Origin of the sequence: Bifidobacterium sp. M0399 (assembly GCF_016100595.1) — a bacterium.
Taxonomy (GTDB): Bacteria; Actinomycetota; Actinomycetes; order Actinomycetales; family Bifidobacteriaceae; genus Bombiscardovia; species Bombiscardovia polysaccharolytica.
Genome location: NZ_JACFSD010000001.1, coordinates 66202 through 82244 on the forward strand (window position 1 = coordinate 66202; position 16043 = coordinate 82244).

The 16043-nt window shown below is 59.8% G+C and carries 5 protein-coding genes; 1 reads left to right on the forward strand and 4 read right to left on the reverse strand.

The features are described from left to right. Positions 1-242 precede the first annotated feature (242 nt). On the reverse strand, positions 243-3422 hold the full coding sequence (locus H3V09_RS00195; RefSeq protein ID WP_332460981.1) for an RCC1 domain-containing protein: 3180 nt from the start codon (positions 3420-3422) through the stop codon (positions 243-245). A 1085-nt stretch (positions 3423-4507) separates the two neighbouring features. Continuing rightward, positions 4508-8071: an RCC1 domain-containing protein gene (locus H3V09_RS00200; protein WP_198190550.1), complete on the reverse strand. Its 3564-nt coding sequence runs from the start codon at positions 8069-8071 to the stop codon at positions 4508-4510. A 300-nt stretch (positions 8072-8371) separates the two neighbouring features. Here H3V09_RS00200 and H3V09_RS00205 point away from each other — a divergent pair, with 300 nt between their 5' ends. Then, positions 8372-9421 (forward strand): LacI family DNA-binding transcriptional regulator, encoded by a 1050-nt coding sequence (locus H3V09_RS00205; protein WP_198190551.1) that lies wholly within the window; start codon positions 8372-8374, stop codon positions 9419-9421. A 5-nt stretch (positions 9422-9426) separates the two neighbouring features. On the opposite strand, the gene H3V09_RS00210 is transcribed toward H3V09_RS00205, so the two are convergent. Continuing rightward, a complete protein-coding gene (locus H3V09_RS00210) occupies positions 9427-11850 on the reverse strand; it encodes a beta-L-arabinofuranosidase domain-containing protein (protein ID WP_198190552.1) in 2424 nt (807 codons plus the stop codon). 287 nt (positions 11851-12137) lie between these two features. Beyond that, the gene (locus tag H3V09_RS00215; RefSeq protein ID WP_198190553.1) at positions 12138-15752 is read right to left on the reverse strand and encodes an RCC1 domain-containing protein; all 3615 of its coding nucleotides are present in this window, start codon (positions 15750-15752) and stop codon (positions 12138-12140) included. Positions 15753-16043 lie beyond the last annotated feature (291 nt).

Here is a 16043-nt window from a genome sequence, read left to right on the forward strand (position 1 = left end):
GCTTTAAGCTTGTCGGCCAATAATAGACCGGTTGTCAGGTTTGTTCCTGATGCAGGATAATCGGCTGACTGCGCGCGATAAAAGCTGCTGCTTCCACTATTGCAGCCGTGTGGTCGATTGATAGATGTGGTGGGGGCGCGAGAGGGGTGTCGGCTCCCTTGGGGATTGAGCCTTGAATGACACTCGCCTCCGTGCGCCCCCAGTGAGGCCGAGGCGGGGGGATTAATCCGTCCCGGTCTTTCTTACTCGTGCGAAGCGTGTGACAGCTGTCGCTGTTCCCTCCGGTAGCGACGAGCTGCTATGACACCCCCCATGCCGATCATGCCGGTGGTCAGGGCGAGCAGTATGCCTTCCCCGCCGGCCTGAGGGAGCACGCCCAAAGGCGTGTAGGTATATCTGAGGGTGGTGTCCGGCTTTTGGGCTGCGCCGCCCAGCGTGTAGTCGACGCTGACCGTGACCGTGCCCGGCTCATGAGCGGGTGTGACCACTGTGACGCTGCCGTCATCTTGGCTTTTGGGTAGGTCTTTTACGAAGGTGCGGTCGAATGTGATGCCGGTGATCACCGGCTGCAGGTTGAACACTACTGGTACTGGGGCTAAACTCCGACTCCCTGCGTCGGGATTGCCGAGTTGGCCATAGTAGTTGTATCCCCATGTTCTGGCACTCCCCTCCTCATCGATTGCCAACGAATGCCAGCCTCCACTACTGATCTGTGTAGCGTTCAAGCATGGGCCTGGTGAGCTTGTGGATTGGGTGGAGGCGAATACCTTCACCGGAGAATGCTGATCATTCGTGGTGTTGTTGCCGAGCTGGCCATACTCGTTACTCCCCCATGCCCAGGCCCTTCCCTCCTCGTCGATTGCCAGCGAATGCTTAAATCCGGCGCTTGCTTGTATTACTTTCACCTCCTTGTTTTCGGTGGTGGGGAATTGCACGGACGCGGGAAGAGAATTCGCGTTTTTGCCGCTGGTGCTCCCGTTGCCGAGTTGGCCATAATAGTTGTATCCCCATGCCCAAGCCTGGCCATCAGTGTCGATTGCGAGCGAGTGCCAGCCTCCTGCACTGACCTGTACAGCTGTAACGCTGCCTGATTCTTTCTTGGGGTATTGCACCAGCGTGGGAGCGGTATTTGTACTACTATCGCCGTTGCCGAGTTGGCCATACCTGTTGTATCCCCATGCCCAGGTGTTGCCTTCATTGTCGATTGCCAGCGAATGCTCATACCCGGCACTTGCTTGTATTACTTTCACCTCTTTGTCCTCAGTTATGGGGAATTTTGCGCGTACCGGAATAGAATTCGCGACATTAGACGCGCTGCTAGTGCCGTTGCCGAGCTGGCCATAGTGATTACGTCCCCATGCCCAGGTGCTTCCATTTGCATCAATTGCCAGCGAATGTTCGCCTCCGGCACTCACTTGTATGGACTTCAGTCCCGTGGTCGCATTGGAGCTGGTAGCGGGGTCACGCACTCGCAAGGGAGCAGTGGAATAACCGCCGTTGGTATTGTTGCCAAGCTGGCCATATGTGTTGTCTCCCCAGGCGTACACGTATCCGTCGCTGCCCAGGGCAAGCGAATGCCCATCTCCGGCGCTAACCTGTACATAGGTGAAATCATTTGGTAGATTCGTATATATCATGGGATCGGGCTTCTTCACCACGACCGGCTTGTCTCGTTGAGTAGTGGTCCCATCGCCAAGCTGGCCATAGTCATTGTTCCCCCAAGCGTAGGCGTTTCCATCACTGCCCACAGCCAAGGAAAAAGCAAACCAAGTGCTTTTTGAGCTGCTGATCTGGTTGAATTTGATGCCGCTGATATTGGCGGGTGGGGTGATGGTGGTCTGTTGCCCGCCAAGCTGGCCACCCTTGTCAGGGTTGATCTTCCAAGTGTTGCCCGGGTTCTTGGGTGTCCATTTGGCGGTGAGCGTGAGGTTGTCTGTGACAGGCTTGCTGAAGTCGTAGGCGACGTTTTTGATGAACCACCCGTCAAACAGGTAGCCTTGACGGGCCGGATCGGGGGAGGGCCGCTGTACCCTGCCGTACGGATAGGAGACCTTCTGGTTGCTGGGTGTCGGGTCTCCCTCGCCTGTGTTGAAGTAAACCGTGTAGCTGGTTTCTGTTTCGGTGTCCCTGGTCAGCGGCTGGTCTACGGTGTATTGGAGACTTTTGGTGAAGGTCTGGTCATCCTGCCTGCCGACGAGTGTGATGGTGGTTGGTCCGGGCTTGTGGGCTGGGGCATCTGCCTGCCAGGTATGATTCTTTCCGGTGAGTTTCAGCGGCTGGCTGTCCATACTGGCTGATTCAAGGGTGGGCGCCTGAGTGGTGTTGAGCCTGACCGGTTTGCTGAGTTGGCCTTGAGCGTCCAGACTCCACGTGAGTATGCTGCCATGCTTGTCGATGGCGGTGATCTTGCTGCCAACACTGGCGGCTTGTACGTACTGCTGGTTCCCGTTGTATACGCGCATCGGCGTTTCGCTGGGCTTCCACGTCCAAACGCGTCCCTCTGTGTCTGTGATCAAGGCCTGGTCCTCGTTGGCGATGATCCAGCTGGTCTGCGCGCCGTCCGGCAAGCCGACTAGATTCATGTTGGTTGTGCCGTCGGCCAGGTACCAAGCCTGACCGTCCGCGGCCAGGAGGAACCCCTGGTTGAGAGCTGCTGCTTGGATGATGCGTCTGCCCTGGTCCTGCTTGACGCGTGCTGGTTCGGCTTTTCCAATCTTGCTCGTCTCACAGGCCCAGGCCTGCCCGTCCGCGTCCAAGATGAGGATCCGCTTGTTGGAGGCGGCGGCGAGGATGGCCTGCGCTTTTCCGGGCAGGCTGGTTGCGGCTTGTTCTGTCGGTTTTATGCTCTGGTTGTCTATTGGGTCGGTTTGGAAGAGGTGGACTTGTCCTTGCCGGTCCACCGCCAGCAGCTGATCATCGTGCATGCTGATGCTGGTGAACCCGGTGTTCTGGTCAGTGTTGAGGATGGTGGGCGTGGCTTGTGCGCTGATCCAGGTGTAGATCTGGTGGTCGGATCCTAAGGCGGCATCCCAATGGCTGCCGGCTGCGGCCTGCAGGTAATGGAACCCGTCGGCAGTATGGGTGGGGAAGGGGACCTGCTTTGGTGTGCTTTCCTGCATCCATATGTAGATTCTGCCATCGCCGGTCAGTCCGACAGTCTGGTCGCCTGCGGCGTGGATATTGCTGAAACGTGGTTCTTGCTTGTCGGGCGGGCTGATGGTCAGACGGGCTCCGGAGGCGGGCCCGTGGTCCGGGCTCAGCGTCCAGTCCGTGATTTTCGACCACTGAGCTTTCAGGGTTATATTCCGGAGTACCGGGGTTTGGAAGTCATAGGGCTGGCCGTCAAGCGTCCACCCGTCGAACCGGAAGTCCTCACGTTGCGGATTCTTTTCCGGAGAGGTGGCTAAAGACCCGGTTTTCACGGCTGCTTTGGTTGGTGTGCTGCCGTCGGCCGGGTCGAAGTGCACCTCGTGTGCATCTTGATCATCCGTTTTTTCTGATGATTTAGCCGCAACGGAGTTTGTGCTGTCACGTGTTCCCGTCGTTGATGACGGGGTGACTGGACTCACTGTTGGGCTTAATGGTGTGGTGGCTTGTAATACCGATGGTGAGGGCAGTGGTGTGCTGGTTGTGCTGCTGGGGGTAATGCCTGGGGTTTGTTTAGCTACGCGAGGGGTCTGACGACCCCCCCCCCCCGGTGAGTACAGGAGCGTCCGCCTGGGCGGATGCGACGCTCAGACCTGTTAGTAGGCTCAGCAGGACGGTCGTCATTGCCAAGATGCGGCGCAGACGGAAAACCATATGCATGAAACCAAAACCCCTTCACCAAACGTCAAGCGGTGTCAAAGCCGCCTGCACATAACGTCTTGTCTGTCGGAAAGTCCTTCTGTCTTTCAATGCCGACTCAGCATCAGATTGCACGAGCCATAGCGGAAAGCCATCTGTTTTTCCGACACCCCTATTTTCACCATACCACCAAGTCAAAAAGCAACACACGAAGTAATTTGTGGTAAGTGATTTGGAATTATCTGGTTTATAAACCGTGTCATCGTCGGTTTTTACGGCAGCACAGTAATTCCGATTAATCGCATCACTGGTGAAAGCGCTGCGTGAGCATTACCCTATTGAATCTCGCCCCCGCCACGATATTCATCACTGATTGGCCATAGAACGCTGATAAACAACTGAATCGGTGGGGGTTTCAGCATCTCAAAGCAGCCGACTATAGCAGCTTGCTCTTGCTTGGTCTGCAAAAAGACGACCCAGACAAGCATGGTAACAAGTAGCAAACAACCATAGGTTTTGTTCCTGACACGAAACAATAACCTCCAACGTCAAGAGCAGTTGCTTCCTTTATCGCTGTCGTGTGGTTGATCAATAAGTGTGGTGGGGACGCGGGAGGGCGTCGGCTCACTTGGGGATTTGAGCCTTTAGTGACGCTTGCTTCCCTGCTCCCCTTATTCTGGCAGGAGGTGGGGGGGGGGGTGATATATGTTCTCGGCCTTTCTTACTCGTGCAAAGCGTGCAATAGGCGGTGTTGTTCTCTCCGGTGGCGGCGGGATGCCAGCACTGCGCCCATGCCGGTCATGCCGGTGGCCAGGGCGAGCATGACACCCTCACCGCCCGCCCGGGGGAGTACGCCTGCAGACAGGTACGTGTATCTGAGGGAGGTATCGGTCAGAGTCTGTCCTGAGCCGCCCATCGTGTAGTCCACGCTGACCGTGACCGTGCCCGGCACGTGCGCAGGCGTGAGCACGGTGACGCTGTTGCTGTTGCTGTTGCTGATATTGGTCAGATTCGTACCGGGGCTAGAGTCGAACCTGGCCGCGCTGATCACCCGAGACAGGTTGAACTCCACTAACACCGGGGCATAGGCATCTTTGTAGCTGTTGTTGCCGAGCTGACCATAGCCGTTGTATCCCCATGCATACGTGTATCCATCCTTGCCGATAGCCAGGGAATCCCAATTTCCCGCACTGACCAGAGTGCTGTTCAGACTTAGATCAGTGTTGTTTGGGGATGCAGGATTTCGCACTTTTGCTGGTTGTCTGTGAACAGTGGAACTGTCATAGTTGGTATAACCAAGTTGGCCGTAATCGTTTCGTCCCCACGACCATGCAACCCCATTGATATCTATAGCTAGGGAAGTGTCATATCCTGCACTGACTTGGCTGGCTTTGAAGGCGATAGAGGGATTGTCGGGATTGTATACCTGCGTTGGAACAAAGATTCTGTCAGTCTTCGTGTTTTGCCCGAGTTCGCCCCAATAATTCCATCCCCATGACCAGGTGTTCCCTTGGGCATCGATTGCAATGGTATGCTCAAAACCAGCGCTGATTTGAACGCTTTTTAAACTTTTGCTTGTGTCATCGGGATGGTTCGGATCGCGCACGCGCCCAGGAACAGGATTCGCACCGTTGAAGCCGCTGCTGGTGCCGTTGCCAAGCTGACCATAACTGTTGAATCCCCAAGCCCAGGTGTCCCCGTTCTTGTCAATCGCTAATGAGTGGGCTCCTCCCGCAGCTACTTTTATTGCCACCAGCCCTTTGCTTGCATCCGTAGGATGTTCTGGATCGCACACGCGTACGGGAGCGCTCGAGTATTTGCTGCTGGTGCCGTTGCCGAGCTGACCGTTTTCGTTGCGCCCCCATGCCCAGACATTACCTTCCTTGTCGACTGCCAGTGAATGCTCGCCTCCAGCGTCAACCTGTATGGCCTTCAGCCCCGTATTTACGTTGGAATGTGTAGAGGGATCACAGACACGCACGGGAACCACTGAATATCCGCCGGTAGTGTTGTTGCCGAGCTGCGCATATGTATTGTCTCCCCAGGCGTATACGTATCCGTCGCTGCCTAAGGCCAGTGAATGCCGGTATCCAGCGCTGACCTGCACATATGTAAAGTCATCAGACACGCCTGCAGGCTTTTTCACCGGGACCGGCGTTTTCTGCTTGGTGGTCGTGGTCGTCCCGTTGCCGAGTTGGCCAGACGTAGTGTCTCCCCATGCGTATGCGTTACCGTCACTGCCCACAGCCAAGGAAACACTATTGTGCATATTGCCGGATCCAATTGAATTGCTGATTTGGTTGAATTTAACGCCGCTGGTGCTGTCTGGCGGGGTGATGGTGGTGGTTTCGTTGCCGAACTGGCTGCCCCTGTCAGGGCTGATGGTCCACGTGGTTCTGGGGTTTTTACTGGTCCAGTGGGCGGTGAGCGTGATGTTTTCAGTGACGGGTGTGCTGAAGTCGTAGGCGGTGTTGCCGGTGAACCATCCGTCGAACTGGTAGCCGTTGCGCGTCGGATCAGGCGAGGGCCGCTTGACCCTGCCGTACGGGTAGGGGACCCGCTGATCTGCGGGCTTGGTGTTTGCTTCGCCAGTGTCGAAGGTGACTGTATGGGTGGAGTCTGTAGTGGTGTCTCTGGTCAGCGGCTGGCCGACCGTGTAGTCCAGGCTCTTGGTGAAGGGCTGGTTGTCCTGCCTGCCGGCGAGTGTGATGGTGGCTGGTCCGGGCTCGCGGGCGGGCATGTCTGTCTGCCAGGCGTCGCCGGTCTTGCTGAGTTTGAGGGGCTGGCCGTCCATGCTGGCTGTTTCCAGTATGGGTGCCTGTGTGGTGTTGGTCCTTGTCGGCTTGCCGGGCTGGCCCTGCTCATCCAGACTCCACTGGTATAGGCTGCCTTGTGCGCTGGTGGCGGTGATCCTGCCGTCGGCTTCGGCGGCCTGCATGTAGGCTTGGCTGCCGTCGTCCGCGCGCACGGGTTTGCTGCCGGGCTTCCAGACCCAGAGGCGGCCGTCCATATCGGTGATGATGGCTTGATCCTTGTCGCCGGTGATCCTGCCGGCCTTCTGGCCGTCAGACAGGCTGACGGTTGCAGGGCTGGCCGTGTTCTCGTTTAGGTACTGGGTCTTTCCGTCGCCGTAGAGCAGGAGGAACCCCTTGCTGAGGGCTTGGGCTTGGATGATGCGCGTGCCCGGTTCCTGTTCGATGCGTGAAGGCTTGGCTTTTCCCGAGGCCGTCTCCCATGTCCAGGTTTGCCCGTCCGCGTCCACGATGAGGATCCGCTTGTCGGAGGCGACGGCGGCGACGGCCTGCGCCTGCCCGGGCAGGCTGGCCCTGGACTGCTGGGTGAATTCCGGGTTCAAGCTCTGGTTGGCGGCTTGGCTGGCCTGGAAGGCGTGGACGTATCCCTGCCGGTCCACGGCCAGGAGGCGGTCGTCATTCATGCTGATGCTGGTGAATCCGGTGTTCCGGTCGGTGTCGAGGATGGTGGGCGTTGCTTGTTGGCTGTTCCAGGTGTAGACCTGCTGGTCGGATCCGAGGGCGGCCTGCCACTGGCTGCCGGCTGCGGCCTGCAGGTAGTGAAAACCGCTGGGAGCCTGGGAGGGGAGAGCAACCTGCTTGGGCGGGTTGTTTTTCGTCCATGTGTAGATGCGGCCGTCGCCGGTCAAGCCGACTGTCGGGCCGCCTGCTGTGTGGATGCTGACGTAGTACGGCTCCTGCAGGCCGGGCGGGCTGATGGTCAGCCTGGTGCCGGAGGCGGGCCCATGATCCGGGCTCAGCGTCCAGTCTGTGACTTTGGTCCACTGGGCTTTCAGGGTTGTGTCCTGGAGGATGGGGGTCTGCGAGTCGAACGGCTGACCGTCATGCGTCCATCCATCGAACCGGAAGTCATCACGTACAGGGTTGTGTTCCGGAGGGGAGGCGAGAGTCCCGGTTTCCACGCTCTCCTGTGTCGGTTTGCTGCCGTCGGCAGGATCGAAACGCACCACATGCGCGGCCTGATTATCTGTCTTATCGGATGTGCTATCAGGCGAGTCCGTCGTTGCCGGGGTGGCTTGTATAGGCGATGGCGAGGTTAGTGGGATGTCTGTTCCGTTGCTGGGGAGAGTGGCGGGGGTTTGCTCAGTTACACCAGGGGTCTGTAGATTCGGCCCGATATTCACAGGAGTGTCCGTCGGCCCGGCGGGTGTGACATCGTCCGCGTTGGCGGAAGCTGTTGCCAGACCTGCCAGCAGGCTCAGCAGGACGAGCATCATCGCCGATGCGCGACGCAGACGAGAAACCAGACGCATGAAATCAAAGCCCCTCCGCTAACAGCAAGCGAAGCCCTCATCGCTTGCCTACAAACGTCTTGTCTGTCGAAAAGCTGTCCGGTGTGTCAGCGCCAGCCCTGTACCAGTCGAAAAGGCCAAGACAAAAACCGCTCAGATCCTCAACATCCCAGCACTCACCATACCATCGAAACAACATATAGCTGTATTGTTGACCAACCGCGGCAGTAACGAAAGCGATGCGTAGACAGTGCACTGTTACCTAATTCTTGCCTTTAAGTCCTTGTCTGTCTGGCGATAGAATGAGCTGACATATCAGGCGTGAGGGAAGCGACGACCATAGTGACGACTTTGGACGATGTGGCCGGTGAGGCCGGGGTGTCGCGGATGACTGCATCCAATGCCCTACGGGGCAAATCTTCAGTCAAACCCGCCACGGCGCGTCGGGTGTTGGAGGCGGCGCAACGTCTGGGGTACCGGCCCAATCTGGCGGCCCGGCGACTCAGCTCGGGTAGGTCCGGAATCATCGGCTTCTCCACTGTGGAGCTGGATCGTTCGCCCTTCTCGGCGGCCCTGGCGGCGGCGGTATCGGATCAGGCCTTCAGCATGGGGTATCAGACGCTAATCCAGCAGACGCGGCAGATGGCCAGCTACGAGTCATCCATGGTGGCAGACATCGCCACCCAATTTTGCGAGGGAACCATCCTGTCCGCGCCGGTCCTGTCCGCTGACTCTATCGCCGCGCTCAATCGGCGCTATCCCTTGGTGGTTTTCGACGGTCCGCGGCTGGACTCATCCGTAGACGCCGTGCGCAGTCCTAACCGTCAGGGTGCCCAGGCAGCAGTGGAGCATCTGATAGACCATGGTTGCCGGCGGATTCTGGTTCTTGGCACCGCCTATAAAACCCCAGACCAATTGGCTCAGTCCAGCCTAGGGAGGGAACAGCGACTCTTGGGTGCTATGCAGGCAGCACAAGGTCATGGAATCAGCCTAGGGCCTGAAGATGTTGTCGACTGCGACTGGGATCAGGGCAGCGCCGACCAGGCCATGGCCGCTTTGTTGACTCGCCGCAGGGATTTTGACGGGGTCTTTGCCCTGACGGATGTGGTAGCCATCGGGGCCCTGCACGCGCTAGGTGCACATGGGGTGCGAGTGCCCGAGCAGGTTGCTCTGATCGGTTTCGACGGGCTGGAAGTGTCCCGCTTCCTCACACCTGCCCTTTCGACCATTTGCGTAGACACTGACCGGGTGGCGGCCGAGTGCCTGCGACTGCTCATGGATCGGATGAAGGATCCACCCGGCAGACATCAGCCCGAGCAGGTGGACCTGCCCTTCACGCTGGTGGAGGCTGGCAGCACAGCCCGGTCCTGAGCGCTTCAACCGCGAATCAGTGCCAGAGACAGCAGGTCAGGGGTGGGGCCTTCGTCTCCGGCTTGGACCTGTACCCTGACAGCCCGGTCGGGCAGAGCGTTCAGTCCACGACCGGTCAAGGGGTAACGGTCCAGTATTCTGCCGTTTTCGTGGCTTCTTACGGGCTGGCCCAATTCCAGGCCTTCGGTCCGCAGGGAGTAGGGTGCGGCGCTGTGCTGGTCCCGCATGGCAACCTCCAGCATTTTCGCGCCGCCGGTGGCATCCCGCAGCCGGTATGAGAAGCAGCCCCCAGCCAGGGCGTGACGGGTGTTGATTCCCTCAATCAGCTCCTGCCGGTCATTCCTGCCCTGATACTCGTGGTCGATTTCGGACTGCTGGGACCCGCAGTCCACCCGGTCGCAGACCTGCAGCTCATGGGCCTGCTCCTGTGCATCGATCTCTTCCAGGGCTCGGTGAACACGGTCCTTATCGCCATCCTTCGCCCAGGGTAGGTAGACCGAGTATCGCGAGGCTTCGATGGAGGTGAAGGGGACCAGTAGCAGGCGCGAATCGGTCCACCCTTGTTTTCCGGTCTTGGGTCTGGAGACGGCCACTTCTATGGCGCCGTCGTCCTGGGGGTGGGACAGCAGGAAGTCCTGGGGCGCTCCCTGGAGCACGGGCAGGTCGCCCAGCGGACGCAGGGGACCGGAGGCGATGTGCCCGGCACGGGAGTCGTCAGCCTTCAGGCCTATCAGGTCGGCATCGTCGCTACGGGCGGCCATGACCTTGACGCCGCGCAGCAGGCTGACCCAGTCCGAACCGTCCGGCAGCGGCTCGGCAGTCACCCGGACCTGGTGGCGCAGCTCCAGGCTCACTCGGCCGGTCCAAGTCAGATGCAGGTGGTCGAAGCGGGGGCCGCCATCCGAATCGGACTTCGCCGGCTCGACGGTCATGTTTGCCTGGCCTTGCCTGATCCGGTAGTTGGCATCCTCCAGCCACCAGGGATGACGCAGGTAGAGGTCCAGGGTCTGCTGGCTTTGGTCGTCGGCTTCTAGATCCAGGCATCCAATATTGGTGGTCCCGGGGCCAGGAGCGTAGGCCAGGCTGATCCGCAGCCCGCGCTGGGACCAGTCCAGGCTGGCAGGGATGAAGAGGTTGACCGCCAGAGACGCGGATTCCTGGTCAGGATTCTTTCCGGGTCGGCGCTCGAAGATCATGGCGCCGTAGCGGGCGTGGTTTTCCAGGCCGGTGCCCACGCAGCACCAGAAGGAACGCTGTGCGCTGGAATAGACCCTATAGTGCCGGGGTCGCATGGGGGTGAAGTAGACGAAGCCATGCTCGCGGATGCCCACCGTGGAGACCAGATGGTTGACCAGTACCCGCTCATAGAAATCCAGGTAGCGGGCTTGTCCGGTGCGGTCGTAAAGGCGCAGTGCCAGCTTGGCCATGTTGTAGCTGTTGCAGGTCTCCAGGCCTTCGCGGGAGGTGACCATGGCCGAGAAATCATCGGGTGGATTGAAATGCTCGGAGACGGAATGGGCCCCGATGGAGACCGTGCGCTTGTCCACCACCCCATGCCAGAAGGTGTCCACGGCTTTGCGGAAGGCCTCGTCTCCGGTGATCTCTGCCAGACGCTCGTAGCCCAGGACCTTGGGTATCTGTGTATTGGCGTGCAGGCCGGTCAGCTGGTCCTTGCCGGCGGCCAGCGGCTCGAAGAAGGGGCGGTCGGTCAAGCGACGGGCCTGGCGAAGATAACGGTCCTTTCCGGTCAGCTGATAGAGGCGGGCGAAGGCCTCGTTCAGGCCCCCGTACTCGCAGGTCAGCATGGTCTGAAAATTCTGTTCGTCGATATTGTCCACCAGGTCGCACCACCAGTCGGCCAAGCGCAGGACCATGACGCGGGCCATGTCGGAGGCGCTCTTGGTTTGGAAGGACTGCCAGCAGTCCAGCAGGCCGGCAAAGAGCTTGTGCAAATTGTAGAGGGGCACCCAGGAGCCCAGCAGATCGAAGGACTGGGCCTGCACGTGACCCTGCCGCAGGTTCCGGAAGAGCTCGGCGCTGTGAGGCATGCCGCCCAGGAAGCCGTCGCCCGAGGCCTCCTGGCACTCGAGCAGGCCGGTCAGCATGCGGGTGGCGCGCTCCAGGAAGGGCCAGGTTTGCATACTCTGCCAGTAGGCCGCCAGTCCGGACAGGTAGTGGCCGCCGATGTGGCCGTCCAGACCCATGGACTCCCAGTTGGGGTATGGATCCGCCTTGGCGGGCAGACCTGCCTCGCGCCGATAGGGGGCCAGGAGGCGATCGGGATCCAGGCTCAACAGGTAGTCTGAGCCGGCCTGCTGTGCATCGGCATAAATGCTGCCGGGGGTCAGTCGGACCTGGGATGGTGCGAAGCGGACATCCGGTTCAGGATGGTTTTGCGCGGATTGGGATTGATGGCGTGCGTCGGTCATGGCTCCTCCTTGCGACGATTCGGCGGCTGTATTCGGGGTGCCGCTCGGACAGGCCTGCGGTGGCTGAGTCGTCGGCGTTGCTGACGATAATTGTAGCGCTACATATACGGTAATGTCGCGGTATAAGCCATTGTCCATGTTGGCGATGTTGCCATGCGATGCCATTGCCGCTCTGAAGGAAGTATATGGGTGGCCCCATTGCGTCGGGGGAGTTGGGGCCACCCCTGTGGTCCGGGCTTTGTGTTGGGGATAGTGATAACCCGGACCTTCTTACACAAGAGAAGTCTTTATTGTTGTCGGCTGAGGGTTCCCAGCCGGTGGCGTCTGGCTGCTGCAGCGCATGTGAAGGCGAGCAGCCCGGCGACTAACAGGGGAAGCAGGCCGCCTCCTCCTGCCGAGGGCAGCAGGCTGATGGAGGTGTACCGATACGTGTTGCTGGTATCGGGGGTTTGGGCTGCTCCATCCAGCCTCCAGTCGATGGTGACGGTTGACGTGCCGGGCATGTGTGCCGGCGTGGTCGCCGTCCAGGTGCCGTCGTGGTTCTTGGTCAGGTCAGGGGCTTCCACATTGTCGAACAGGACATGCGTGGGGGTGCCTTGCCCGGGGAAATTGTCCATGGCCGGGCTGGCGGCCTGGGTGTTGCCGGTGTCGCGGCCCAGCTGACCATTGGTGTTGTCTCCCCAGCTGTAGAGGTTGCCGTCAGAGCCCAGGGCCAGACTGTGCCATGCGCCTGCGCTGGCTTGGGTGAACGTGATGCCTGCCGGCGTATCGGTTTTGCCTGGCATGTCTGCCGGGGTTTTGCTGGTGTCGCGGCCCAGCTGTCCATTGGCGTTGTCTCCCCAGGTGTAGAGGTTGCCGTCGGAACCTAAGGCGATGGAATGTTCGTCTCCTGCGCTGGCTTGGGTGAAGGCGAGATCTGCCGGGATGTTGGCTTTGCCTGGCTTGTCAGCAGGTGTGCTACTGGTGTCGCGGCCCAGTTGTCCATTGTCGGCATTGCCCCAAGTGTAGATGCTGCCGTCGTCGCTTACGGCCACGGAGTGGCTTCTGCCTGCGCTCGCATGGGTGAAGATGATGCCTGCAGGTGTGTCGGCCTTACCGGGCTTGTCTGCCGGAGTGCTGGTGGTGCTGCGTCCGAGTTCTCCGTGGGTGTTGCCACCCCAGGTGTACGCATCCCCCTGAGTGTCGAGAGCCACTGTGTGGCACCAGCCTGCACTGACGCTACTGAAAGTGACGTCTGCCGGAGTGTCGGCTTTTCCAGGCTTGTTTGCCGGGATGCTGCTGGTTTCGCGGCCCAGTCGGCCGGCGCTGTTGTCTCCCCAGGTGTAGAGGTTGCCGTCTGAGCCCACGGCTACCACATGCGATCCGCCTGCGCTCGCCTGGGTGAAGGTGATGCCTGCCGTGGACTCCACCTTGTTGGGCCTGTCGGCTGGTTTGCTGCTGGTGACGGCGCGGCCCAGCTGTCCTCGGCTGTTGTCGCCCCAGGTGTAGATGCTGCCATCGGAGCCCAGGGCCACGGAAAATCCCGAGCCTGTGCTGACATGAACGAAGTTGACGCCTGCAGGGGCCTCCGCTCTGCCGGGATGGCTGTCCTGCTTGTCGGCGGTGTCGCGGCCTAGTTGCCCATGGCTACTGTTGTCTCCCCAGCTGTAGAGGTTGCCATCGGAGCCCACAGCCGCGGAATGGAGGTCTCCTCCGTCGACTTGGCTGATGCGGATGCCGCGTTTCATCGGCGGGGTCAGTGTGACGGTCTGGCCGCCTGATTCGGGACCGCTGGCCTTGTCGAGCTTCCACTTGGTGTCGGCACTGCTCCAGTGGGCGGTCAGGTTCACCTTGCCGGTGACCGGCCTGCTGAAATCGTAGGCTGTATCGCCGGTGAACCAGCCGTCGAACAGGTAGCCCCTCTTGGTTGGATCCTTGGCGGGGCGTTTCACATGGTCGCCCTCGGTCACGAGTTGGAGGTAGAACCCAATGCCACCGGCAGGGTCGAAATCAATAAGGTAAGTGCCCAGGTACCTGTAGGGCAGATGTGCGTCTGGACGCTTGCCGTTCATTTTCCAGGTGACGGTCACATTCACCCTGCCATGCTCATGTCTGGGTGCGGTGACGCTCCAGGTGCCGTCCGTGTTGGCGGTCAGGTTGGTGCCGGGCGTCCCGCCGAAACTCACCGTATCGGGTTTGGGATCCTCGGGGAAGGCGACCATGCCGGGACGGCTGTCGTAGTTGCCGCTGGTGCGGCGTCCCAGCTGGCCGTACTTGTTTTCTCCCCAGCTGTAGAGGTTGCCGTCGGAGCCGATGGCCAGGGAATGGGAATAGCCTGCGCTGACCTGGGTGAATTTTGCGACGCCTGTCGGCACGGTGACCTTGCCTGGCTTGTTGCCGTATAAAGCCGATCCGGTGTCGCGTCCCAGCTGGCCCCGATTGTTTTCTCCCCAGCTGTAGAGGTTGCCGTCCGATCCCAGGGCCAGGGTATGCCTGAGTTCTGTGCTGACCTGGGTGAATTTCGTCACGCCTGCCGGCATGGTCACCTTGCCCGGTCTGCCGTCACGGTAGGGATAACCGCCGGTGTCCCGTCCTAGCTGGCCGTGTTCGTTCCATCCCCAGCTGTATAGGCTGCCGTCTGAGCCAGTGGCCAGGGATGTCCACTCTCCGGCCGCGATCCAAGTGAATTTTGTGATGCCTTCCGGGGTGGGCACTTTGACCGGTTGGCCGTCTTTTCCCGCCAAAGCGGTGTCGCGTCCCAGTTCGTCATAACTGTTGTCCCCCCAGGTGTAGAGATCGCCGTCCGAGTCGAGGGCCATTGAGTAGAAGGTCCCTGCACTGAGCTGGGTTATTTTCGTGATGCCTGCTGGCATGGGCACCTGGCCTGGCTTGACGTCGTATGCGGCCGAACCCGTGTCGCGTCCCAATTCACCGTGCTTGTTTTCTCCCCAGCTGTAGAGGTTGCCGTCTGATCCTAGGGCCAGGGAATGCCATTTTCCTGCGCAGGCTTGGGTGAAGCGGACGCCGGCCGGGGCAGTGACCAGGCCCGGCTGATTGTCTATCTCGGGGTCGTCTTTCGGGGACTTGCTGACGGTCTCGCGCCCCAGTTCGCCGTAACTGTTGTGTCCCCAGCTGTAGAGGTTGCCGTCCGAACCGATGGCCAGAGAGTGGTAGTAGCCTGTGCTGACCTGGGTGAAGTGGACACCATCTGGCGGAGTGATAAGGCTCGGCGTGCGCTTTTCTTCTTCAGGGGTTCCCAGTATGTAGCTGTTGTCTCCCCACCTGTAGAGGTTGCCGTCCGAAGCGATGGCTTGGGAACCTTCTATTTTTGCTGGGATGATATGGCTGAAGCGTATTTCTGGCGTGGTGGGCGGGGTCAGGGTGATCTTGGTGTCTCCTGTGGCTTTCCCAGAGGTGGGGGAGAGGCTCCAGGCGCTGGTTCCCTTGGTCCAGTGGGCGGTCAGGGTCAGGTCTGTGGTGACCGGCTGTGTGAAGTCGTAGGCCACCTTTGAGTCGCCGTTGGCGTCTTTGGTGAACCAGCCGTCGAAAAGGTAACCCTCCCTGGTTGGGTCCTTGGCGGGCCGGCTGGCCTGGGTGCCTTCGGCAATGGTCTGCGAGTCGACATTGCTGCCGTCAGCGCTGTCGAAGATGACCTGGTACGACGTTGAGGCTGTTTGCGGACGGCCGGATGTCGCAGTCGCCAGCCTGGGTGCGACCGCGGGGGTTGCTGTGCTGAAGGAAGCGTCTTTTTGCTGGCCTGTTGCGATTTCTTCCAATTTGGTTGGCTGGGGTGGACTGATTGTTTTCGCGGTGGCGTCGGTCGCAGTGAGGCCGCCGATGATCATGCTGGTTGGAAGAATGACGATGACCTTCAAAAGGTCTACAACAATGGCTGACCGGGAAGATGCGTCCGGATGGCACATGATCGCTACAAACCCCTTTCCCAAGATAAGGCGGTCAAATGATGAAAATCCCAAGTTTTTCATCTACTGCGTGCCGGGCACATTCCCGGTAGCTAGACAAACGTTAGCATACAGGGTCGGTCCAAAACGGAAGCAACACCCGGATAAATCAAGTAAAAAATGTTATGTCAAATTTCGGATTGGAAAGCTTTCTGTCTAGGAAGGGGTAAAAAAGAGGTGGGTGGCTCCGTTGTGTTGGGGATTGGCGGGGCCACCCTGGTTGGCCGGGCCGTCTTGGGATGCGGCCCGGCT